General features: G+C 64.1%; 26 protein-coding genes. 17 read left to right on the top strand and 9 right to left on the bottom strand.

Annotation, left to right across the window (positions count from 1 at the left end; translation table 11 throughout):
* Positions 1-13: 13 nt before the first annotated feature.
* The 4 genes from ABC729_RS05820 (at position 14) to accC (ending at position 3596) form a co-directional block, all read left to right on the top strand.
* Positions 14-1159: an MBL fold metallo-hydrolase gene (locus ABC729_RS05820; RefSeq protein ID WP_495606696.1), complete on the top strand. Its 1146-nt coding sequence runs from the start codon at positions 14-16 to the stop codon at positions 1157-1159.
* 96 nt (positions 1160-1255) lie between these two features.
* On the top strand, positions 1256-1714 hold the full coding sequence (gene aroQ, locus ABC729_RS05815; RefSeq protein ID WP_495606695.1) for a type II 3-dehydroquinate dehydratase: 459 nt from the start codon (positions 1256-1258) through the stop codon (positions 1712-1714).
* A gap of 33 nt (positions 1715-1747) precedes the next feature.
* Positions 1748-2218, top strand: coding sequence for an acetyl-CoA carboxylase biotin carboxyl carrier protein (gene accB, locus ABC729_RS05810; protein WP_495606694.1), 471 nt, complete (start codon positions 1748-1750; stop codon positions 2216-2218).
* Between the two features lie 31 nt (positions 2219-2249).
* On the top strand, positions 2250-3596 hold the full coding sequence (gene accC / locus ABC729_RS05805; protein ID WP_495608647.1) for an acetyl-CoA carboxylase biotin carboxylase subunit: 1347 nt from the start codon (positions 2250-2252) through the stop codon (positions 3594-3596).
* Positions 3597-3770: 174 nt separating this feature from the next.
* On the opposite strand, the gene ABC729_RS05800 is transcribed toward accC, so the two are convergent.
* Both ABC729_RS05800 and uvrB read right to left on the bottom strand, forming a co-directional pair.
* Positions 3771-4202, bottom strand: a complete 432-nt coding sequence (locus tag ABC729_RS05800) for an OsmC family protein (RefSeq protein ID WP_495606693.1) — start codon at positions 4200-4202, stop codon at positions 3771-3773.
* 92 nt (positions 4203-4294) lie between these two features.
* Positions 4295-6487, bottom strand: coding sequence for an excinuclease ABC subunit UvrB (uvrB, locus tag ABC729_RS05795; RefSeq protein ID WP_495608646.1), 2193 nt, complete (start codon positions 6485-6487; stop codon positions 4295-4297).
* Between the two features lie 180 nt (positions 6488-6667).
* Here uvrB and ABC729_RS05790 point away from each other — a divergent pair, with 180 nt between their 5' ends.
* Positions 6668-7015 carry a hypothetical protein gene (locus ABC729_RS05790; protein ID WP_495606692.1) on the top strand — a complete coding sequence of 116 codons (348 nt, stop codon included), beginning with the start codon at positions 6668-6670 and terminating at the stop codon, positions 7013-7015.
* 99 nt (positions 7016-7114) lie between these two features.
* Complete coding sequence (locus ABC729_RS05785) at positions 7115-7579, top strand: hypothetical protein (RefSeq protein ID WP_495606691.1); 465 nt, start codon at positions 7115-7117, stop codon at positions 7577-7579.
* A gap of 113 nt (positions 7580-7692) precedes the next feature.
* Here the strand turns inward: ABC729_RS05785 and ABC729_RS05780 are convergent, their stop codons facing one another.
* From ABC729_RS05780 to ABC729_RS05765, 4 genes are all read right to left on the bottom strand, one after another.
* Complete coding sequence (locus ABC729_RS05780) at positions 7693-9318, bottom strand: NTP transferase domain-containing protein (protein WP_495606690.1); 1626 nt, start codon at positions 9316-9318, stop codon at positions 7693-7695.
* A gap of 4 nt (positions 9319-9322) precedes the next feature.
* Positions 9323-10030 (bottom strand): XdhC family protein, encoded by a 708-nt coding sequence (locus ABC729_RS05775; protein ID WP_495606689.1) that lies wholly within the window; start codon positions 10028-10030, stop codon positions 9323-9325.
* On the bottom strand, positions 10027-10353 hold the full coding sequence (locus ABC729_RS05770) for an XdhC family protein (RefSeq protein ID WP_495606688.1): 327 nt from the start codon (positions 10351-10353) through the stop codon (positions 10027-10029). The genes ABC729_RS05775 and ABC729_RS05770 overlap by 4 nt, the downstream gene beginning before the upstream one ends.
* 62 nt (positions 10354-10415) lie before the next feature.
* Positions 10416-10865, bottom strand: coding sequence for an SRPBCC family protein (locus tag ABC729_RS05765; RefSeq protein WP_495606687.1), 450 nt, complete (start codon positions 10863-10865; stop codon positions 10416-10418).
* Positions 10866-11058: 193 nt separating this feature from the next.
* On the opposite strand from ABC729_RS05765, the gene ABC729_RS05760 reads away from it, so the two are divergent.
* The 7 genes from ABC729_RS05760 to tatC all read left to right on the top strand — a co-directional run bounded on the left by ABC729_RS05760 (position 11059) and on the right by tatC (position 17577).
* Positions 11059-12030, top strand: coding sequence for a TAXI family TRAP transporter solute-binding subunit (locus ABC729_RS05760; RefSeq protein WP_495606686.1), 972 nt, complete (start codon positions 11059-11061; stop codon positions 12028-12030).
* Positions 12031-12225: 195 nt separating this feature from the next.
* Positions 12226-14319: a TRAP transporter permease gene (locus ABC729_RS05755; RefSeq protein ID WP_495606685.1), complete on the top strand. Its 2094-nt coding sequence runs from the start codon at positions 12226-12228 to the stop codon at positions 14317-14319.
* Positions 14319-14711, top strand: a complete 393-nt coding sequence (locus ABC729_RS05750) for a DUF1850 domain-containing protein (RefSeq protein WP_495606684.1) — start codon at positions 14319-14321, stop codon at positions 14709-14711. The genes ABC729_RS05755 and ABC729_RS05750 overlap by 1 nt, the downstream gene beginning before the upstream one ends.
* A gap of 94 nt (positions 14712-14805) precedes the next feature.
* Positions 14806-15978: an ABC transporter ATP-binding protein gene (locus tag ABC729_RS05745; protein WP_495606683.1), complete on the top strand. Its 1173-nt coding sequence runs from the start codon at positions 14806-14808 to the stop codon at positions 15976-15978.
* Positions 15979-16074: 96 nt separating this feature from the next.
* Positions 16075-16269, top strand: coding sequence for a twin-arginine translocase TatA/TatE family subunit (tatA, locus tag ABC729_RS05740; protein WP_495606682.1), 195 nt, complete (start codon positions 16075-16077; stop codon positions 16267-16269).
* Positions 16270-16273: 4 nt separating this feature from the next.
* Positions 16274-16780: a Sec-independent protein translocase protein TatB gene (tatB, locus tag ABC729_RS05735; protein ID WP_495606681.1), complete on the top strand. Its 507-nt coding sequence runs from the start codon at positions 16274-16276 to the stop codon at positions 16778-16780.
* On the top strand, positions 16777-17577 hold the full coding sequence (tatC, locus tag ABC729_RS05730; RefSeq protein ID WP_495606680.1) for a twin-arginine translocase subunit TatC: 801 nt from the start codon (positions 16777-16779) through the stop codon (positions 17575-17577). Before tatB ends, tatC begins: the two co-directional genes overlap by 4 nt.
* Positions 17578-17592: 15 nt before the next feature.
* Here tatC and ABC729_RS05725 read toward each other — a convergent pair whose 3' ends face one another.
* Both ABC729_RS05725 and ABC729_RS05720 read right to left on the bottom strand, forming a co-directional pair.
* Positions 17593-18009, bottom strand: coding sequence for an NUDIX hydrolase (locus tag ABC729_RS05725; RefSeq protein ID WP_495606679.1), 417 nt, complete (start codon positions 18007-18009; stop codon positions 17593-17595).
* 11 nt (positions 18010-18020) lie between these two features.
* Positions 18021-18491, bottom strand: a complete 471-nt coding sequence (locus ABC729_RS05720) for an Lrp/AsnC family transcriptional regulator (protein WP_495606678.1) — start codon at positions 18489-18491, stop codon at positions 18021-18023.
* Between the two features lie 129 nt (positions 18492-18620).
* On the opposite strand from ABC729_RS05720, the gene ald reads away from it, so the two are divergent.
* A complete protein-coding gene (gene ald / locus ABC729_RS05715; RefSeq protein ID WP_495606677.1) occupies positions 18621-19730 on the top strand; it encodes an alanine dehydrogenase in 1110 nt (369 codons plus the stop codon).
* A gap of 120 nt (positions 19731-19850) precedes the next feature.
* Here the strand turns inward: ald and ABC729_RS05710 are convergent, their stop codons facing one another.
* Positions 19851-20231, bottom strand: a complete 381-nt coding sequence (locus tag ABC729_RS05710) for a hypothetical protein (RefSeq protein WP_495606676.1) — start codon at positions 20229-20231, stop codon at positions 19851-19853.
* 299 nt (positions 20232-20530) lie between these two features.
* Here ABC729_RS05710 and ABC729_RS05705 point away from each other — a divergent pair, with 299 nt between their 5' ends.
* The 3 genes from ABC729_RS05705 to ABC729_RS05695 all read left to right on the top strand — a co-directional run bounded on the left by ABC729_RS05705 (position 20531) and on the right by ABC729_RS05695 (position 22511).
* On the top strand, positions 20531-21412 hold the full coding sequence (locus ABC729_RS05705; protein ID WP_495606675.1) for a retroviral-like aspartic protease family protein: 882 nt from the start codon (positions 20531-20533) through the stop codon (positions 21410-21412).
* Between the two features lie 67 nt (positions 21413-21479).
* A complete protein-coding gene (locus ABC729_RS05700; protein WP_495606674.1) occupies positions 21480-22298 on the top strand; it encodes a helix-turn-helix transcriptional regulator in 819 nt (272 codons plus the stop codon).
* Positions 22299-22361: 63 nt separating this feature from the next.
* Complete coding sequence (locus ABC729_RS05695; RefSeq protein WP_495606673.1) at positions 22362-22511, top strand: hypothetical protein; 150 nt, start codon at positions 22362-22364, stop codon at positions 22509-22511.
* Positions 22512-22527 lie beyond the last annotated feature (16 nt).

Here is a 22527-nt window from a genome sequence, read left to right as displayed (position 1 = left end):
GGAGGCCCCGCCCATGTGGAAATATGCCTGCCGTACCGCCCTGATCCTGACGGCGCTGGCCGTTCCCGCAGGCGCGCATGAGGTTCCAAGCCTGCCCTATCCGCCGGGCAGCACGGTGACGTCGGCGGATGGGTATCTTTATGAGGCGTCGAAACTGGCCGATGGGGTCTGGCTGTTCGCGTCGCCGGAACCGTTCCATGTTCAGCCCTATGGCAATGTCGTCGCCGTGGAACAGGCTGACGGGTTTGTCCTGTTCGATAGTGGCGGTACGCCGGCGGGGGCGGCGCGCATTCTGGACATGCTGGCATCCCTGTCGCCCAAGCCGGTAAAGGCCGTCATCGTCAGCCACTGGCATGGCGACCATATTAACGGGCTGCGCACCATTCAGCAGCGCTGGCCGCAGGTGCGGACCATCGCCACCAATGCCACCCGCGGCACCCTTACCGACCCCAAGGTCGCGCGGTTCATGCCCACCGGGGATACCGCTTCCGACGATGCGATTCGTCGCAATCTGGAGGGTGCGGTGGGCCATCTGCGCACCCAGGCGGCCCGGACCGACCTGCCGGAAGCGGTGCGTGCCGGCAATGCGCAGGGGGCCAGGGAGCTGCAACATTACGGTCAGGAACTGCTGGGCGGGGCCATGCTGGTGCCGGCCGAAGGGTTCGATGACAGGCTGTTGATCGATGATCCGCAGCGGCCCGTGGAGTTGCGCTTCCTTGGCCGGGCCAATACGGATGGGGATGCCGTCGCCTGGCTGCCCAAACAGCGGATCGTGATGAGCGGGGATATCGTGGTCTCCCCCATCCCCTATGGTTTCGGTTCTTATCCCAAGGATTGGGAGGCCACACTGGCGGCGTTGAAAGCCTTTGATTTCAAGATGCTGGTGCCCGGTCATGGCATGGTGATGAAAGACGCCACCTACCTGGACCGGTTGTCCGTCCTGATCGCCGAAACGCGCGCCAAGGTAGCGCCGATGGTGTCACAGGGGCTTTCACTGGACGATGTTCAAAAACAGATCGATCTTTCGGCGCAGGCGCAGATGTTCAGCGGCGGTGATGCCTTCCGGTCCCGCATCTTCGACCAATATTGGCGTCAGCCATTTGTTGCCAGCGTCTTTAAGGAGGCCCGGGGCGAACCCATCATACAGGGGGGTGGTTGACCACCTTCCGTAACGTAATGTCGATCTCCATTGCCGATGCGGCCAGCCATGCTATAACCGCCCGGCTTTTGGCGATCATCACAAGGGGCGGCCAAGTTGGCCCAACAGCCTTCGATCCTTATCCTGAACGGGCCGAACCTGAACATGCTCGGCACCCGTGAACCCCAGATCTATGGGGCGGAGACGCTGGCCGATATCGAGGCCCTGTGCCGTGCCGAGGGCGCGCGCCTGGACCTTGAGATCGATTTTCGCCAGTCGAACCATGAGGGCGAGCTGGTCACCTGGATCCAGCAGGCGCGCGGGACCCGTTCCGCCATCCTGTTGAACGCCGGAGCCTATACCCACACCTCGGTCGCCATCCTGGATGCGTTGACGGCGGTTGAACTGCCGGTTATCGAGGTGCATCTAAGCAACATCTTCCGTCGTGAACCGTTCAGGCATCATTCGTATGTCTCGATGGCCGCGCGGGGGGTCATTTGTGGCCTGGGTTCCCATGGCTATGTCCTGGCGCTGCAGGCGGCTGACCGTCTGATCCGTGCCGCGGCGCAGTCTTGACGTCCAAGCCCCTATCATAAGGTTGAAAACACCATGTCGAGCTTCGATCTGGATGCCAAGTTCGTGCGCACCATGGCCAAACTCCTGGAGGAGTCCGGCCTGACGGAGATGGAATATTCGGAAGGCGAGCGTCGCATCCGGCTGAGCCGCGCCGCACCGCCGGCCCCGATGGGCTATGCCCCGGCCTATGCGCCCGCCCCGGCGGCACCGGTTGCCGCCCCTGCCCCGGCTGCTGCGGCCCCCGCCGCCGCCGTTGCCCCGGCCCAGCATCCGGGTGCCGTGAAGTCGCCCATGGTCGGCACCGCCTATCTGGCGTCCGAACCCAGCGCCCCGCCGTTTGTGAAGGAAGGCGACACGGTCAAGGCCGGTCAGACCATCCTGATCATCGAAGCCATGAAGGTCATGAACCCGATCAAGGCCGCCAAGGGCGGCACCGTGACCCAGATCCTGGTCGCCAATGCCCAGCCGGTCGAATTCGGCCAGCCCCTGCTGATCATTGAGTGATCGACCCATGACGGCGAAATCCCAGGACGGGCTGTTCGAAAAAGTCTTGATCGCCAATCGCGGCGAAATCGCGCTGCGCATCCACCGCGCCTGCCGCGAGATGGGGATCAAGACCGTGGCCGTGCATTCCACGGCCGATGCCGACGCCATGCATGTGCGTCTGGCCGACGAAAGTGTCTGTATCGGCCCGCCGGCCGCCAAGGACAGCTATCTGAACATCCCCGCGATCCTGTCGGCGGCGACCATCACGGGCGCCGACGCCATCCATCCCGGCATCGGGTTCATGGCCGAAAATGCACAGTTCGCCGACATGGTGATCGAGCATGGTTTCGCCTGGATCGGGCCGACGCCGGAACATATCCGCGTCATGGGCGACAAGGTCACCGCCAAGAAGACGGTGATTGCGCGCGGCCTGCCCTGTGTGCCCGGTTCGGACGGTCCGGTGGACAGTTTCGAAACGGCGGCCAACGTGGCCGACCAGATCGGCTATCCGGTGCTGATCAAGGCCGCCGCCGGCGGTGGCGGCAAGGGCATGAAGGTGGCCTTCAGCCGTGACGAGCTGAAGGAAGCCTATTCCCTGGCCCGTGGTGAGGCACGCGCCGCCTTTGGCAATGACGAAGTGTACCTTGAAAAGTACCTCGCCAATCCGCGCCATATCGAGGTGCAGCTGCTGGGCGATCACCATGGCAATGTGGTGCATTTCGGCGAACGCGACTGTTCCGTGCAGCGCCGTCACCAGAAGGTGGTGGAAGAGGCCCCCTCGCCCGCGCTGAACGCCGAGGAGCGGGAGAAGGTCGGGTCGCTGGCCGCCCGCACCGCCAAGCTTCTGGGCTATCGCGGCGTCGGCACCATGGAGTTCCTGTACGAGAATGGGCAGTTCTATTTCATTGAAATGAACACCCGTTTGCAGATCGAGCACACGATCACGGAAATGATCACGGGCGTCGATCTGGTGCGCGAACAGATCCGCGTCGCCACTGGGGCGCCGCTGGGGTACACGCAGCAGGATATTCGGTTCCACGGCCATTCCATCGAATGCCGCATCAATGCCGAACATCCCGAGACGTTCATGCCGTCGCCGGGCCAGATCAAGCAGTATCATGCGCCGGGCGGCCTGGGCGTGCGCGTCGACAGTGCGCTGTATGACGGTTACCGCGTGCCGCCCTATTACGACAGCATGATTGCCAAGCTGATCGTCCATGGCAACACGCGCAATGAATGCCTGATGCGCCTGCGCCGCGCGCTGGAGGAGTTCGTCATCTCCGGTGTCGATACCTCCATCCCGCTGCATCAGAAGATCATCGCCGAGCCGGATTTCATCAACGGCGACTATGATATCAAGTGGATGGAAGGCTGGATGAAGCGTCAGCAGGGCTGAAGTTTCGGTTCAGTGTTGAGATGAAAACCCCCGGTGGCTGGATGGCCGCCGGGGGTTTTTGTTGTGGGCGTAGGTCAGGTCGAGGCGTAAGCCTCGCCCTGACAGATAAGGATTGAAAGCTTTTGTCGTCAGGGCTCGCCTACGGCTCGACCTGACCTACGGCCTGAAAGGACATCACGCCAGCGTCGCCGACAGCTTCACCTCGGCGTTCAGGACCTTGGACACGGGGCACATGGCCTTGGCCTGGGCGGCCACTTCCTGGAACTTGTCGGCGGCGATGCCGGGGATCTTGGCGGTCAGGGTCAGTTCGACGGTGGCGATCTTCCAGCCGCCGCCATCGCTTTCCATGATCAGGACCGCCCCGGTCTTCAGCTCCTCCGGCGGGAAGCCGGCAGCGGTCAGCAGGAAGGACAGCTGCATGGAGAAACAGCCGGCGTGGGCAGCGGCGATCAGTTCCTCCGGGTTCGTGCCCTTGCCATCGCCAAAGCGCGCCACGAAGCTGTAGGGCACATTGGCCAAGGTCGCGCTCTGTGTGGACAGGGTGCCGCTGCCATCCTTGCCGGTGCCATGCCAGACGGCATTGGCGGTACGCTTGATCTGGGCCATCGCTGCGTCTCCATCAGGAAAAGTTTTGCGATGGAAGCGTAACACCGGTTTGTGACGGGTGGCAGCGGAGGAACGCGGATTCTTTAGGGGATTTAACGCCGCTTCCTGGTGTTCTTGCCCCCGAACTCGATACCACCGACATTCAGGCCGCCATCCTTGGTCTTGGCGGCGCCCTTGGTGCGACCACCCTTTTCCGGCTTGGCGGGGCTGCGCGGCCTTTCGCCCTGGGCCGAGGCGCGGATGGGGCTTGCACCGGGGGCGAGGCCGAGGTCGATGGCTTCCAGGCGGCGGATTTCGTCGCGGATGCGGCCCGCCTCCTCGAACTCCAGATCCGCTGCTGCCGCGCGCATCTTCTTTTCCAGCTCGGCGATAATGGTCTTGATGTCCTTGCCGGCCAGACCAAGCCCCTCGGCGGCACCCGTATCCACCTCCACCCGGTCGCCGCGCTCATAGACGCTGCCCAGAATGTCGGAGATGTTCTTCTTCACCGATTCCGGGGTGATGCCGTGGGCGGCATTGTATTCCAGCTGCTTGGCACGGCGGCGGGCCGTTTCCTCCAAAGCTGCCTTCATGGAGTTGGTCTCGCGGTCGGCATAGAGGATGGCGCGGCCTTCAACGTTACGGGCCGCACGCCCGATGGTCTGGATCAGGCTGGTGCGGCTGCGCAGATAGCCTTCCTTGTCGGCATCCAGGATGGCGACGAGGCCGCATTCGGGGATGTCCAAGCCTTCGCGCAGCAGGTTGATGCCGATCAGCACATCGAACACGCCAAGGCGCAGATCGCGGATAATCTCAATCCGTTCAAGGGTTTCGACGTCGGAGTGGATGTAGCGGACCTTGATCCCCGCCTCCATCATGTACTCCGTCAGCGCCTCCGCCATCTTCTTGGTCAGGGTGGTGACCAGGACGCGCAGGCCCTTGGCCGTGACCTCCCGCACCTCCGCCATCACATCATCCACCTGCGTGTCGGTGGGGCGGATGATGACCTGCGGATCGACCAGACCCGTGGGGCGCACCACCTGTTCGGTGAAGACGCCGCCCGTGCGCTCCAGCTCCCAATCACCCGGTGTGGCGGAGACGAAGACGGTCTGCGGACGCATGGCGTCCCATTCCTCGAACTTCAGCGGGCGGTTATCGGCGCAGGAGGGAAGACGGAAACCATAATCAGCCAGGGTCGATTTACGCATGAAGTCGCCCCGGTACATGCCGCCGACCTGCGGCACCATCACGTGGCTTTCATCCACGATCAGCAGGGCATTTTCCGGCAGATATTCAAACAGGGTCGGCGGCGGCTCCCCCGGATTGCGGCCCGACAGGTAGCGGGAATAGTTTTCGATGCCGGCGCAGGAGCCGGTGGCCACCATCATCTCAATATCGAAGGTGGTGCGCTGTTCCAGGCGCTGCGCCTCCAGCAATTTTCCTTGTGGAACAAGCTCATCCAGCCGCAGCTTCAGGTCGCGCTTGATCTGTTCCACGGCCTGAAACAGGGTCGGCTTGGGCGTGACATAGTGGCTGTTGGCGTAGATACGCACCTCCTTCATGGAGGCCAGCTTCTCCCCCGTCAGGGGGTCGATCTCGTTAATCGCCTCCAACTCATCCCCGAACAGGGACAGGCGCCAGGCGCGATCCTCCAGGTGGGCGGGGAACAGTTCGATCGTGTCGCCACGCACCCGGAAGGAACCACGGCCAAAGCCGGCATCGTTGCGGCGGTACTGAAGCTCAACCAATCTCTGAAGGAAGGCCTGACGCTGCAGCATCTGCCCGACCTGCAATGGGATGGTCATTTCCGAATAGGTTTCGACCGAACCGATACCGTAGATGCAGGAGACCGAGGCCACGATGATGCAGTCCTGCCGTTCCAGCAGGGCGCGGGTGGCGGCATGGCGCATGCGGTCGATCTGTTCGTTGATCGAGCTTTCCTTCTCGATATAGGTGTCGGTCCGGGGCACATAGGCCTCGGGCTGATAATAATCGTAGTAGGAAACAAAATACTCTACGGCGTTGTTTGGAAAGAAACTTTTCATCTCGCCATAGAGCTGCGCCGCCAGCGTCTTGTTGGGGGCCAGGATCAGGGTCGGGCGCTGCACCCGCTGGATCACATGCGCCATGGTGAAGGTCTTGCCCGAACCGGTGACGCCCAGAAGGACCTGATCCTTCTCCCCCCGCACCAGACCCTCGGTCAGTTCCTCAATGGCGCGTGGCTGATCGCCCGCCGGTGTGTATTCCGACACGACGGTCAGCGGTTCCAGGAAGGGCCTTTCCTCCACCTTCACGCGCCAGGGCATGGCGGCTTCCGGGGCGGACAGGGCGGCGGCGGGGGCGGCGGTCTGGGTCATGGCCGGTAATCTATGCCTGTCGGCGGCCGGCGAAAAGGGGCTTGATCTGTTTTTGTTCCCTTTGCCGCCAGGACCATGGTGCGGGGCCGGGGAACATGGTTAACTGAGGTGCGCAACGGGGAGGCAGAAATGGCGGCGGTCGGACGACAGGTGGCGGGCGTGGTGGTAGGCATCATCCTATCCATGATCATCATCATGGGGGTGGAGATGGCGGGGCATATGGTCCTGACCGGGGAGGCGCTGTTCGCCGGGCCGGTTGTAGCCTATCTGATCGCGGCGGCGGCGGGTGGGTTTGTCGCCATCAAGGTGGCGGGGCTGCGGCGCTGGTGGCTGCCGGCCATCGTCGCGGGCGTCCTGGCCCTGGGCACCGTCATGAACCTGACCATGATGGAACATCCGGTATGGTTCGCGCCGACGGCAGCAGCGGCGCTGGCCCTGGGCTATGCCGCCGCGTGGCGGGCGACGCGGGGTGCATAGAGATAGGGTCCGTGCAAAATCACTGGACCTGATGCCCATGACGCCTATAACGAATATTCTATGTCTGACCGGCAGAGGGCCGGCCGGGGTGTGGGGAGAGTGACGCTCGTGTCTCAGGCGCTTCAAACGGTTGCCCAGCTGGCGCGTGCAGCGGAGAAGGGTTTGCCCATCGGTCCGGGTGCGGTGCGCATGGGCGAAGACGGTAATGTCAGCGTCACAAGCCCCACCACAGCGTCGCGCCACCATTTCTTCCTGGACGGGCTGATGTTCCATGTCAGCCTGACGCCGGACGAGGATGGCACCTTGCTGCAGATCTGGGCCGAAGTGGGGTACATGCCCTTCACCATCGAATCGCCCGAGAAGCGCATGCGCCTGTCCAAGGTGATGCGCGCCGCCGGCCACCTGCAGAACGCCCGGTTCGTGGTGGATAACAAGCAGATGATCATGGTGCTGGGTCAGGCCCGCGTTGACGGCCATGTCACCCTGCCCGATTTCATGTATGAAATCCTGCAATTCGTGCAGGAGGCCCGGCCCTATCTGAAGGTGCTGGGCCAGTATCTGTAACTTATACCCGTTCCCTCAGTCGCCGGGCGGGCGCATCCGCGCCCTTGGCTCACGGCGCACGAGCGCCGGGCTGGCAGTCGCCAGCCTTCAATATGGATTGAAGGCCTGTTCTGTCAGGGCTCACCTTCGGTTCGACCTGACCTACTGGTGAGGGCGATCAAGGCGTCAGGCGTGTCCACGTCCAGCAGGGTGCCCGTATCTTCCACCGCCACCTCACAGACCACGGGTGCGTGTGCCGCGATCAGGGCGCGGGCACCCTTGTCGCCCGTCAAAGTCAGCATTTCCGGGATGAAGGCAGCGTCCCAGAGGACGGGGTTGCCGCGTTGCCCGCCACAGGTAGGCAGCACGATGGCGCGGCCATCATCGGGGCTGTAGGCCGCGATCAGGCGATTGATGGTGGCGGGCGTCAGGCGCGGCATGTCACCCAGCAGGACCAGAACACCATCAATATCATCCGGCAGCGATGACAGGCCAGCCTTCAGGGTAGCGGACATGCCATCGGCATGGTCGGGGGCGTGAACGAATTCCAAGGGTAGGTCGGCAAGGACGGCGCGGACGGCGTCGGCCTGATGGCCGGTGGCGATGGTGACGCCCGTCAGTTGCGACGACAGGGCCGTGTCCACAACATGGCGGACCAGGGCCTTGCCGTGCCATTCGCACAGCAGCTTATTGGCCCCGCCCATGCGCCGACCGAAGCCACCGGCCAGGACAAGGCCGTGGATACGCGGCGCGCGGGGCAAGGCGGTGGCGAGCGCGCGCGGCAGGGGCCGGCTCGGAATTTCGGCCAGCAGGCCGCCCACGCCCATGGACATGATGGCGGCAGCATCGACGGACAGGCCCGCCCCCAACCGCTGCAACACCCAATCCACGCCATTCAGACGGGGCGAGCGGGCGCAGCCGGGCAGGCCCAGCACGGGCCGCCCATCCAGGTCGCCCAGAAGCAGCAGATTGCCGGGGTCCACCGGCATGCCCAGATGCAGCACGCGCCCACCCGCCGCCAGGATCGAGGCCGGGATGACATCGCGGCGGTCGGTGATGGCCGACGCCCCGATGACCAGCAGGATATCGCCCTCCATCTCGCGCAGCGCAGCGGCGAGTGCGTTCACTTCATGAGGACACCGAATATCTTCGGCGAGGTCGGCCCCGATACCGGACAGGCGGTCGGCGGTGATAGTGACGCTTTTTTCCAAGACCGATGGCTTGGTGCCGGGCAGGGTTGTCTGGATCAGGCCGACGGAAAGGCCGATCCAGGGTGACAGTGAGACGGGTCCAGTGCCCGCCAACATCCATTCCAGTTTCGTAATGATGCTGTCAGGCACGGCGAAGGGGATGATCTTGATGGTGGCCAGCATTTGGCCCTTCAACACGGGTGTGAAGGGCGGGACGGTGGCGATGGTCACCGCCTCATCCACGCGGTTCAGGGCATGGATGGTGGCCGTGTCAATGGTGGCAAGGCCGTCGGCGGCGGCGAACAGGTTGACGCGACCGGTATAGGCGGCACTGACCGTCAGGTTGGAGCCGGCCAGACGGGCCGCGATGCGGGTGGCGGCGGAATCCTCGCCGACATCGCCGGGTTCCAACTGCGCCACGGTGATTGTTTCGATACCGGATTGGGTGAGCAGGGCGATGTCATCCGCGCTGATCACCCGTCCCTTGGCGAAGCGGCCATGGGTGTGGTGGACGCCATGGGCCAGGATGGCACCGACAGACGCGGCGACCGGTACGGGACCGAAACGCATCAGCCTATGCCTTCCACTTTTGGCCGCGCAGGGCCAGGATGATGTCGGCCAGGATGGAGACAGCGATTTCGGCGGGTGTGACGGCCCCGATATCGAGACCGACAGGGCCATGGATGCGGGCCAACTGTGCCTCCGTCACCCCGTGCCCGCGCAACCGTTCCAGGCGGGCGGCTTGGTTCTTCCGCCCGCCCAGCACGCCGACATAGAAGGCCTCGCTGCCGAGCGCTGTGATCAGGGCCGGATCATCGAATTTCGGGTCATGGGTCAGGGCGACGACAGCGGTACGGGCATCGGGGCGAAGTGTCGCCAAGGCCTCATCCGGCCAGTCGGTGACAAGGGTGGTGTCCGGGAACCGTTCGGGGGTGGCAAAGGCGGCGCGCGGGTCGATGACGGTAACGTCCAGCCCGGCCAGCCGGGCGGCGGGGGCCAGGGCCTGCGCCAGATGTACGGCGCCCACGATCAACAGGCGGTTGGCGGGCGGATGGACATTGATGAAGAAGCGGCCATCATAGAATTCCACGGTACCGCTGCGGTTTTCCCGGATGGCGTCCAGAACCTGCGGCAGGAATTCATCCTCCAGCCCCGCATCTCCCATCTGCCGCCCGTCGGGTTCGACCAGCGTCTGCAGGCCCGAACCCAGATCGGTGACCAGGGCCACGGCGCGCCGGTCGGCCAGGGCGGCGCGCAACGCGTCAAAAATCCGGGCCTTCATTGGATCGGCTCCACATAGATCTCCAGCTTGCCGCCACAGGCCAAGCCCACTTCCCAGGCCATTTCATTGCTGATCCCGAAGGAGAGGAATCGCGGTTCGCCATCGGCCAAAACCTTGCCCGCCTCCATCACCACCGCCCCTTCGACACAGCCGCCGGAGACGGACCCTGCCATGGCACCGCTGGCAGAGACGGCCATCAGGCTGCCCACAGGGCGCGGGGCGGAACCCCAGGTGGCGATGACATGGGCCAGGGCCACGGATTGCCCGGCATCGCGCCAGGAGGCGGCCTGGGCCAGGATGGCTTCGTTATCGTCGCGGATCATGAAAGGTTCCAGTTGGGATCAGCCGGATATGGGGATGGTCACGCTTCTTGTCACGGTGCTTGTCAGGGGGCCGGCGTCAGGGCGGCGGCGAAGGCGGCGAAGAATTCGTCCGCCAGCTTGGCGGCGGTGCCCTGGATCAGGCGGGCACCCAATTGCGCCAACTTGCCGCCCACGGTGGCTTCCGCCTTGTACCGCAGGATGGTGGTGCCGTCGGGACCATCGGTGAGGGTGACCGCCGCCCCGCCTTTGCCAAAGCCGGCGGCCCCACCCTGCCCTTCGCCGGTAATGCGATAACCGTTGGGGGCATCAATGTCCGACAGAGTGACGCGGCCCGCGAATTTCGCGCTGACCGGGCCGATTTTCAGCTTCAGCTTGGCCGACAGGATATTGTCCGCGTCGCGCACCAGTTCCTCGCAGCCCGGAATGCACAGGCGCAGGGTTTCGGTATCGTTCAGCGCGTCCCAAACAACGGATCGCGGGGCCGGGATGGCGTATTCGCCTTCCATATCCATCGGGATGTTCCCACAAAATTCAAACCAGGGTGCCGCAGCCTGCCACAAAGCGGGGCCAAAAGGAAAATCCGGCATGAAGCGCATTGCGTGTGGCCGGAATTTTCTGAAAGATCAATGGTCAAGAAAGGGGCCATGGACAGGCCCCGGCGCACCGGCGAACGGGCAGCAGCAACAATCAACGGGAGGATGGTTCATGAATGGGTTGAACCGGCGGCAATTCGGCATTCTGGGTCTGGGTGGCATGGCGGCGGCGATGGGCGGCGCGATGCCGGCCCTGGCACAGGCCCCGCGCTTCGTCACCATCCTGACCGGCGGGACCAGCGGGGTTTATTACCCGCTGGGCGTCGCCCTGTCGCAGATCTATGGCAAGGCCATGCCGGAGACGAAATTCACCGTGCAGGCCACCAAGGCATCGGCGGAGAACCTGAACCTGTTGCAGGCCGGGCGCGGCGAGATTGCCTTTACCCAGACCGACACGCTGGTTCAGGCCGTGCGCGGCGATGCGGAGGTGGGGTTCACCACACCGCTGAACAAGCTGCGCAGCCTCGCGGTGATCTATCCGAACTACATCCAGATCGTGGCGTCGAAGGCGTCAGGCATCAAAACGCTGGCCGACCTGAAGGGCAAACGCATTTCGGTGGGCGCACCGAAATCGGGCACGGAACTGAACGCGCGGGCGGTGGTGAAGGCCGCCGGCCTGTCCTATGCCGATTTCGAGAAGGTCGAGTATCTGCCGTTCGCAGAGAGCGTCGATCTGATGAAGAATCAGCAGCTGGACGCCACCCTGCAATCCGCCGGGTTGGGCGTGGCATCGCTGCGCGATCTGGCCAGTTCCATTGAGATCACCGTCGTGTCGGTGCCGGCAGAAACGGTGGCGAAGATCGGCGAGGCGGTTTACCGGTCCGCCGTCATCCCGGCCCATACCTATAACGGCCAGACGGCGGATGTGCCGACGGTGGTGACAGGCAACGCGCTGACCACCCATGCCGGCCTGTCGGATGAGGCGGCGTATCAGATGACCAAGCTGATGTTCGACAACCTGGAGGCCATGAAATCGGCCCATGCGGCGGCCAAGCAGATCGCCCTGTCCAAGGATGCGGCAGCGGAGTTTGCACCCCTGCATCCGGGGGCCAAGCGGTTCTATCAGGAGAAAGGGTTGTTGTGAGGGGGCGGTAACGGTTTTCGATCCTGTTACGCCCCCCACTTTCGTCATCCCGGCGAAAGCCGGGACCCAGTGTCAAGGCGCGGTTAGCGCTGATATGAGTCATGTCGCAGCTATCGCTGCTTACGCTGGGTCCCGGCTTTCGCCGGGATGACGAAGGGGAAGCGTTCCCCACATCAATCCAGACAGGCCCCCCACATGACCCATACCGCTGATATTGATGAAGAAGCCGTCCGTCGGGCGGTGGAGAAGGATGATCCGACATCGGCCATTGCGCGGCTGAGCGGGGGTGATCGGAAGGTCATTTTTGTGATCGGCGTGGCATTTGCGCTGTTCCAGCTATGGACCGCGACCTTCAACCCGCTGTCCAGCCTTGTCGTGCGGTCGGTGCATGTGGGGTTTCTGCTGCTGATGGCCTTCCTGCTGATCGGCGCGCGGGATGGGATGAAGCGGGACAAGGTGCCTGCCTATGACTGGTTCCTGGGCGGGGTCGCCTTCCTGATGGGCCTTTATCATTGGGTGTTCGAGCATGATTTGATCCTGCGGTCGGGCACGCCGACAGACCTGGATCTGTGGGTGGGGGCGCTGAATACCCTGCTGGTGGCAGAGGCCGCGCGGCGGATCATGGGCTGGGGATTGCCGGCCCTGTGCCTGATCTTCGTGCCCTATGCCATGTTCGGCCAATATATGCCGGATATCCTGGCCCATCGCGGGTACGGGATGGACCAGGTGATTGAGCAGCTGCATTTCTCCACCGAGGGGATTTACGGCACGCCGACCTTTGTTTCCTCCACCTTTATCTTCCTGTTCATCCTGTTCGGGGCGTTTCTGGAGAAGGCCGGGGTCATCGGCCTGTTCAATGATCTGTCCATGGCGCTGGTCGGGCGGCGGCTGGGGGGGGCGGCCAAGGTGGCGGTCGTGTCGTCGGGCTTCATGGGCATGGTCAACGGGTCGGGCGTGGCCAATGTTTTGACCACGGGGCAGTTCACCATTCCGATGATGAAGCGCTTCGGCTATTCCGCGAAATTCGCAGGCGCCCTGGAAGCCACGGCCAGCATGGGCGGGCAGATCATGCCGCCGGTGATGGGGGCTGCCGCCTTCATCATGGCCGAAACGCTGGGTGTTTCGTATCTGGAGGTGTGCAAGGCGGCGGCGATCCCGGCCATCCTCTATTTCGTCTCCGCCTATTGGATGGCGCATCTGGAGGCCGCACGCGCCGGCCTGCGCGGGTTGCCGGAGGCCGAGTGTCCGAGGCTGTGGCCGTCGCTGCGCCGGGGCTGGCATCTGCTATTGCCGCTGGTGGCGCTGGTCACCCTGCTGCTGTCGGGGCGCACGCCGCTGTTCGCGGGCGTTGTCGGCATTGCGGGCACGGTCGTGCTGATGATGGGTCTGATGATGGTGGCGCAGATGGGGCCGGTGGCGCTGCGGGTCGCTTTTTGGATCGGGCTGGGCCTGGGGGCCTGGGGCCTGACGCAGGCGGGCCTGCGGACGGAGCAGATGGCCATGCTGGTCATCGGCCTGCTGGCCCTGCCCTGCTTCCTGATCAAGTCGGGGCGCGGATTGCTGACGGCACTGATGGAGGCGCTGGCCGATGGGGCGCGGGCGGCGGTGGCGGTGGGTATTGCCTGTGCCCTGGTCGGTATTCTGATCGGCATGCTGACGCTGACGGGTCTGGCATCGGGGCTGGCCGGGATTATTGTGGAACTGTCGGGCGGCAATCTGCTGCTGGCGCTGTTCCTCACCATGGTGGCCTGCATCATCCTGGGCACGGGTTTGCCCACGACGGCCAATTACATCATCACCGCCTCCATCGCGGCACCGGCGCTGCAGCAGCTGGGTGTGCCGCTGATCGTCAGCCATATGTTCTGCTTCTATTTCGGGATCATGGCCGATCTGACGCCGCCCGTGGCGCTGGCGGCACTGGCCGCGTCGCCCATCGCGCGGGCCGGGCATATGGAGATTGCCTGGCTGGCCACCCGCATCGGCATCGCCGGATATCTGGTGCCCTTCATGGCGGTGTTCGACCCGGCCCTGATGCTGCAATCGGGCGACTGGCTGGACACGGCCTACATGGTGGTGAAGGCGCTGCTGGGGATCGGGCTGCTGGGGATCGTCACGGTCGGGCATTACAAGACCAAGCTGGCCGTGTGGGAGATGGTCTGGGCCTTTGCGGCGGCGCTGCTGCTGGTCCTGGCCATGCCGATGACGGACGAGGCGGGGTTCGCGCTGGCGGCCCTGTTCTTAGGCCGCCAATTCTGGCGCGGGCGGCAGATGGCGGGGGCCGCCGCCTGATGGCGGGTGTGCTGGCCCTGTGCCTGATTGCCGGGATGCAGCCGCCCGTGACGGTGCCCACCGATCGCTTCACCCTGTCCTGGACCCATTCCATCGAGAAGGTGGAATGGCGGGAGGAATATCGGGTCACCGATCCGGGTCTTGTTCTTGAGGTGTCGCGCGTCAAGGGCAGCGGCGTAGGCATGGAGCCGGGGCCGGACGCCAGAGTGGTCGATGGCTGGTGGGTCAGCCATCCCAGCTTGCCGCCCCTGCCCGAGCTGGTGCTGGCGGGCAGCCATTTCGGCGGGGACCATACGATCTGCATTCCGGGGCGGTGCGCACCGCTTCGCCAATGGCTGGGCCGGGAGGATAACGGGCCGGTACGTTTGGTCGCATGTCCGATACGCGACTAATAACGGTTTGCAAAGGATTGTCCGGCATCCTAAGTATGAAGCATGCGTGACCCTTTCGGGGTCGTGAGACAAGGTGGAAGGCGTCGGCCCGGAAATGGATACGACGATCAATGAGGCGATGATCCGGGACGCGGTCGGGCGGAACCGCAAGGCGGAATTCCCGCCGCTGGACATGGCCGCTCCCCGCATGGCCCCCCTGCCCCTGCCCTCGCTGTCGCTGGACAAGGTCAGCCACCGCTATGGCACCAAACAGGCGTTGAGCGATGTGTCGCTGTCGATCTCTCCAGGGGAGATTGTCTGTCTGGTCGGACCGTCGGGATGCGGGAAATCCACCCTGCTGCGGCTGGCCGCCGGGCTGGAGACCATTCAGGAAGGCAGCGTCGCCATCGCGGGGCAGACCATTGCGCAGCCGGGATCGTCCCTTCCGCCGGAACGGCGCGGCATCGGGCTGGTGTTCCAGGATTACGCCCTGTTCCCGCATCTGAACGTGCTGGACAATGTCCGTTTCGGCCTGAACCGGCTGCCGGCATCGGAGCGGGATGAGCGCGCCCTGGCCGCGCTGGAACAAGTGGGTATGGCGGGCTTCGTCAAGGCCTTCCCGCATGCCCTTTCGGGTGGGCAGCAGCAGCGGGTGGCGCTGGCCCGTGCCATGGCCCCACGCCCTTCGGTTCTGCTGCTGGATGAGCCTTTCTCCGGCCTGGATACAAGGCTGCGCGAGAGCGTGCGCGATGAGACGCTGCATGTGCTGAAGCGCAGCGGGGCGGCGACCATGATCGTCACCCATGATCCCGAAGAGGCCATGTTCCTGGCCGACCGCATCGCCCTGCTGCGCGATGGCCGGCTGGTGCAGGTGGGATCGCCGACAGCGCTCTATACAAAGCCGGTCGATGCGTTCGCCGCCAGCTTCTTCGGTGAGGTCAACCAGTTGACGGGCGTTGTGCGCCACGGGCGGGTCGATACGCCCGTCGGGTGTCTGACGGTGCCGCACCTGAATGAGGGGGCGGATGTCGATGTGCTGATCCGGCCGGAAGCGCTGCGCCTGACCATGGCGGCGGACGGGGATGTCACGGGCGTGCCCAATCTGGCACGGGTGGAGGCGTCCCGGCTGCTGGGCCGCACCAGTCTGGTGCATCTGCGCGTCAACGACCGTGACGGTCGGCCGCACCACCTGCATGCCCGCGCGCCGGGCCATTTCCTGCCCGAGGATGGCAGCCATGTCAGCGTAACGCTGGAACCCCGCCAGGCCTTTGTATTTGAAAAGATGTGAGTGGTGGCGCGATTGCGGCCACGGGGCCTTTCTGCCATGATCCCGCGCCTTTCCGATGGTACGGGGCGATGGCCCCTTTGCAGGCGGAGTTGAGACATGGGTGGTTTGGGCGTTTGGGAGATCTTGGTGATCCTGGTGATCGTCCTGGTCATTTTCGGGGCGGGGAAGCTGCCGAAGGTGATGGGCGACCTGGGTCAGGGTATCCGCAACTTCAAATCCAACCTGTCGGACGGTGCCAAGGCTGAGGCCGATACCACCCAAGCCAAGCCCGACGATACCCCCAAGGCCTGACACTATGTTTGATATCGGCTGGTCCGAACTGCTTGTGATCGGGGTGGTGGCGTTGATCGTCATCGGTCCGAAAGATTTGCCCAAGGCGTTGAGCACCATGGGCAAATGGGTGGCCCGCGCCCGTGCCATGGCCCGCGAATTCCAGAATAATGTCGATGACATGGTGCGTCAGGCCGAACTGGACGAACTGCGCCAGCAGGTTCAGAAGGCCCGCGACTTCAACCTGACGGACGAGCTGGAAAAGAGCATCGATCCCGATGGCGGCGTGCGCAAGACGCTGGCTGTTGAGGATTTCACTAGCCCGGCCCAGGCCAAACCCGCCACCCAGGACGGTAAGCCACCGGTGCCGACGGTCGATGCCAGTGGCGAGGATGTGGCCGATATGGCCAGTGCCGCCCTTCCCGTTGCCCCCGTTCCGGTGCAGACCGGCACCGCCGCCCCCGATGCCGTCAGCGCCGTTGCCGCCGCGACGGCAGCCCCCATGGAACCCACCAAGGATAAGACGCCTTGAGCGAACCGATGCAACAAGATGAGCTGGACGCCGGCAAGATGCCGCTGCTCGACCATCTGATCGAGCTGCGCAACCGGTTGATGTGGAGCGGCGGCGCGCTGATCGTGGCGTTCCTGGCCTGCTTTGCCGTGGCCGACCATATCTATCAGTTCCTGATGCATCCGCTGGTGCAGGCGCTGGGCGCCAAGGCCGCGGAACGGCGCATGATCTTCACCGCCCCGCAGGAATTCTTCCTGACGCAGGTGAAGGTGGCCTTCTGGGCCGGGGCCATGCTGGCCTTCCCCATCATTGCCACCCAGATCTACAAGTTCGTGGCACCGGGCCTGTACAAGCATGAACGCAAGGCGTTCCTGCCGTTCCTGGTGGCGACACCGGTGCTGTTCACGCTGGGCGCGTCGCTGGTCTACTTCTTCATCATGCCCATGGCGTTGAAATTCTTCTTCAGCTTTGAGGCGGAGGCGACGGCGACCACCCTGGCGGTACAGGCGGAAACGCGGGTGGCGGATTACCTGTCGCTGATCATGGCCCTGATCTTCGCGTTCGGTCTGGCGTTCCAGCTGCCGGTGCTGCTGACCCTGCTGGCGCGCGTCGGGCTGGTGACGGCGGATGGGCTGGCGTCGAAGCGGCGCTATGCCATTGTCATCATCTTCGTGGCCGCCGCCATCCTGACCCCGCCCGACGTGATCAGCCAAGTGGGGTTGGCCATCCCGCTGCTGCTTTTGTACGAAGTGTCAGTGTTCATGGCGCGGCGCATTGAGAAGGGCCGAGCGGCCAAGGATGCGGCGGCGGGGCTGTAAAAGGTCTCTGTCTGATCAGGAGGCCTGCCCGTTGGCGTCAACATGGGCCGCCACGGCGGTGCGGGTGGAGATCGTCAACGGTTCCGGCAGTGCGTCCAGCGCGAACCAGCCCCAGTCGGCCATGGCGTCCGGCTCCATTACCCTGGGTTCTCCCGCCACGATGCGGGCGCGGTGGACGGGGTTGACCCAGTGGCTGGGGCCGCTGGGATCAATCTGATCCACGACGCAGAGCAGACCGGTCAGCGCGATGGTCACCCCCAGCTCCTCCGCGATTTCGCGGCGGATCGTGTCGGGAACGGGTTCCAGGAAATCGACCTTGCCACCGGGCAGGCCCCAATGGTCCGCCTCTGGATTGCGGCGGCGTTTGACCAGGAGCAGGCGGCCCTGATCATCGGTGATGAAGGCGCCGCAGCCGACGCGGATCATGGACATGGGCTGTTCTTTCAGCGCATTGGCACGGTGGTGCGTTTGGCCACCGTGCGCAGGGTGAAGCTGGACCGGACGCGCGCCACGCCGGGCAGCCGGGTCAGGGTCTGGGTGTGCAGGCGTTCATAATCGCTGCCATCGGCGACGACAACGCGCAGCATGAAATCGGCATCGCCGGCCATGAGATAGCATTCCATGACCTCCGGGCATTCCATCACCTTGGCTTCAAACGCGCGCAGGTCCTGATCCTGCTGCCGGTCCAGCGTGATCTGCACGAAGACGGAGGTTCCACGGCCCAATGCGGCCGGGCTGACCAGTGCCACGTAACCTTCGATCACGCCCTCATCCTCCAGCCTTTTCAGGCGGCGGTGGCAGGCGGACGGCGACAGGCCGACATGGTCGGCGAGGTCGGCGACGGAGATGCGGCCATCGGCCTGCACCTTTATCAGAATCTTACGATCAATGGCGTCAAGATCGATTGGCCGCATAATCCACCGTCAGTGCCAGAATTCATGCACGAAACATCGAAATAGGGCCATGCGAAACCCGGTCTTTGCAAGGACATTCGGTGGGGTTCGCGCGTATTCTCTCCCCACATCCGAACAGGGAGAAGAAACATGCTCATCGGCGTTCCGAAAGAGATCAAGAATCACGAATATCGCGTCGGTCTTATCCCCGGCAATGTGCGTCAGCTGACGGTCCATGGCCATCAGGTCATCGTCCAGAAGGACGCCGGTACGGCCATCGGCCTGACCGATGATCTGTATGTCGCCGCCGGTGCCACCATCGTTGACACGGCCGAAGAGATTTTCGCCCGCGCCGACATGGTCGTGAAGGTGAAGGAGCCGCAGCCGGTCGAATGCAAGATGCTGCGTCCCGGCCAGGTCCTGTTCACCTATCTGCATCTGGCGCCCGATCCCGAGCAGACCAAGATGCTGCAGGAGAGCGGCGCCATCTGCATCGCCTATGAGACCGTGACCGACCGCAATGGCGGCCTGCCCCTGCTGGCACCCATGTCGGAAGTCGCCGGGCGCATGTCCATCCAGGCCGGCGCGCACTGCCTGGAAAAGTCCTATGGCGGTATCGGCATCCTGCTGGGCGGCGTGCCCGGTACGCCGCCGGCCAAGGTCGCCATCATCGGCGGCGGCGTGGTCGGCACCAATGCCGCCCGCATGGCCATGGGCCTGGAAGCCCATGTCACGGTTCTGGACAAGTCGCTGGACCGGCTGCGTCAGTTGGATCAGCAGTTTGGCCGCCGCCTGAACACCGTCTATGCCAATGTCGAAACCATTGAGCATGCCGTTCTGGAAGCCGATCTGGTGATCGGTGCCGTTCTGGTGCCGGGTGCGGAAGCGCCGAAGGTGGTGACCCACGACATGGTGAAGCGCATGAAGAAGGGCGCGGTTCTGGTCGACGTCGCCATCGATCAGGGCGGCTGCTTTGAGACCAGCCATGCCACCACCCATGCCGACCCGACCTATGTGGTTGATGGCGTAATCCATTACTGCGTGGCGAACATGCCGGGTGCCGTTGCCCGTACCTCCACCTTCGCGCTGAACAATGCCACGGCCCCGTTCGTGCTGGCGCTCGCCGACAAGGGTTGGGTCCAGGCGCTGAAGGACGATGTGCATCTGCGCAACGGCCTGAATGTTGCCAAGGGCCAGCTGACATATCCCGGTATCGCCCATCTGGGCACCGTGGTCAGCGCAGACAGCGTTCTGGGTTGAGGATAGCCAGGGCGGCTCCGATTGATCGGGCCGCCCTGCTGAAAAGAAAGAAGGCCGGGTCCTGTCGCGGGACCCGGCCTTTTCCATGGCCCCCCTGTGGAGAGGCGTGGGAAAGCTGTTTTACGGTGCGCGTTCGGCCACCTGAACCGAGGCGGCGCGCGAGGCGCGCACAGCGCTGGCATAGTCCAGGCGGGCGGCGGTCAGGTCATAGGCGCTGCGGCTGAGCCGGCCGGCGATCACAGCCTGTTCGGACTGGGTCAGGGTGTCGCGCGACGCGCGCAGTTCCTTATGCAGGCAATCCTGATAGGCCGCGATGGCGGCGGCATAGGCATCAACAGCCATGCGTTGCTGCTCCACCGGCTTTCCATCCAGACCCGGTGCCGGCACGGCGGCGCAGACACGATCAAGACGCAGGCCCAGATCATCGGCGGGCGCGGCATGGACAGGAACGGACAGGACGGCGGCCAGCAGAAGGGCGCCGATGGGCAGGACGGTCTTCATGGTGTGTCTCTTCGCATGCACTGGCATGGGGCTTGTCGCCCCCTTGGCATGGGACTGTTATGGCGCTGTGCGGGATCAGGGGCTGTGACGGTGCCCACAGAACCATTCCGCTGCGGTCATTGCTGGCATGTCGGGGATGCAGCCATGGAGGTGCGACCACAGAGGTTGCGCAGTAATTGATTTCATATATGCAATATATTTCAGTTAATTGCCCGCTTTGAAATACATGAAACCTCAAATCGATTTATCTATCGATGAAAAACCTTATCATCAGCGCTGACTTTTCCATGGAGTGTTTCATGATCACCCGCCATCACCTTCTGTTCGTTATGGCCGCCCTGGGCAGCATCTGTGCCGGCGCCCGTGCGGATGTTCCGATGGTGGTGGCGGCGTCCGGCCACACGACGGTGCCCGTCAGCCTGGATGGGGCGGAGCCGGTGCAGTTCGTGATGGATACGGGCGCGTCGGACACGGTGCTGTATCAGGGTCTGGCCGATCAGTTGAAACTGACCCTTGGCGCCAGTGCCGCGCTGCAGGGGCAGACGGGAAGTGCGGACTTGCCCACGGCGATGATGCCGCCGCTGATGGTGGATGGACGGACCAAGGCCCCGTTTGAAACGGTGATCCTGCCGCCGCGTGCCGATGGTGTGCCGTTGGCCGGCATCCTGGGCGTGGATGTCATGGGCGCCTATGTGGTGGATATTGATTACACAGGCGGGCGTTTCGCCCTGCGTGATCCGGGCACCGACATTGCCCGTCTGCTGCGTCCCGGTGCGAAAGCCATCAAGGCGCGCAAGGCGGAGAACGGGTTCCTTTATCTGCCCGTGACGGTGGGCGGCGCGACAGGCGTGGCGGTTCTGGATACGGGTGCGCGCAAGAGCATCGTGAACTGGCGCTTTGCCCAGGCGGCGGGCATCGACCCGGCCCGCAACAATCTGGCCGCCGACGGCGTGGTGCAGGGGGCCACCAACAATCCCGTCGCGGCCAAGCGCGGCGTGCTGGGTCCGGTCGAACTGGCCGGCACGGTGCGGCAGGATTTCTCCCTGCGCGTAGGCGACCTGCCGGTGTTCAAGGTCTTCGACCTGGACCAGCAGCCGGCCATGATCCTGGGCATCGACCTGCTGGAAAGCGGGCGGATCATCGTGGATTACCCGACGGGGACGGTCTGGTTCGATCTGTAAGCGATTGCCGGAAATGGCGGGGGCGGCGTAGGGTGTAGGCCCCTGCCCCCATGGATGCCGGCTTGCCTTGTTCCAGGTCACCCGCCTGCTTACCACCCAACTGGTGGAGGTTGCCGATGCCGTGCATGACGGACAGGGCGGCGAGGTTGACCAGGAGATGGCGGCGGCCACGCTGGTCTTGCCCTATCGCGGGCTGTTCCAATGCCATATTGCAGATGAACGGGTGGTGGCGGAGCCCAATCAGGTCCTGCTGCTGAATGCCGATGAGCCGGTACGGTTCAGCCATCCGGTGCCGGGCGGGCATGCCAGCCTGTATCTGACCATCGATCCGTCGGTTCTGCGGGAACTGCCGCCGGCGGGGCTGTTGCAAGATGGGGAGATGGTGCGGTTCACGCGGCACCGGCTGCGCATTGATCCACGGGCACAGGCGCTGACCGCCATGCTGCGTTACTCCCTGATCCATGGGATCGCGGAACCGCTGGAGGCGGAAAGTCTGGCCCTGACCCTGGCGCAGCGGGCGCTGGGGCCACGCACGGCCCATCTGGCAGAGGGGCGACAGGGGCAGCAGAAGCTGGTGGATCGGGTCAAGCTGGTGCTGTCGGCGGACCTGTCCCGGCGCTGGACCCTGGCCGATATCGCGGCGGAGGTGGGCGGGTCGCCCGTCTATCTGACGCAGATGTTCCGTGAGGTGGAGGGGGTGCCGCTTTATCGCTATCAGACAAGGCTGCGGCTGGCCCGCGCGCTGGACCTGATGGCGGATTGTGATGATCTGACGGCGCTGGGGCTGGAGCTGGGTTTCTCCAGCCATAGCCATTTTACGGCGGCCTTCCGTCAGGCCTATGGACGGTCGCCCACGGAATTCCGGCAGTCGGTCCTGAAACGCTAAAGATTTCGACAGCGCGGATATGCGCGAACTGGTTTCATCCCGGCATCGACGATGTTGGAGGGAATGATGAACCAGAGGACCTGTGCCGCCTGTGACTGTGACCTGGATGAACAGCCGATCCAGGTGACGGTGGGCGGGCGTACCGTCGAAGTCTGCTGTGATGAATGCGCCATCAAGCTGAACGAGGCCCACGCCTCCGCCCAGGGTGATTAATATCGCCTGAGGGCCG

This window comes from Niveispirillum sp. CC-CTL257 (assembly GCF_059489915.1).
This window is presented reverse-complemented; position numbering and strand designations above follow the sequence as displayed.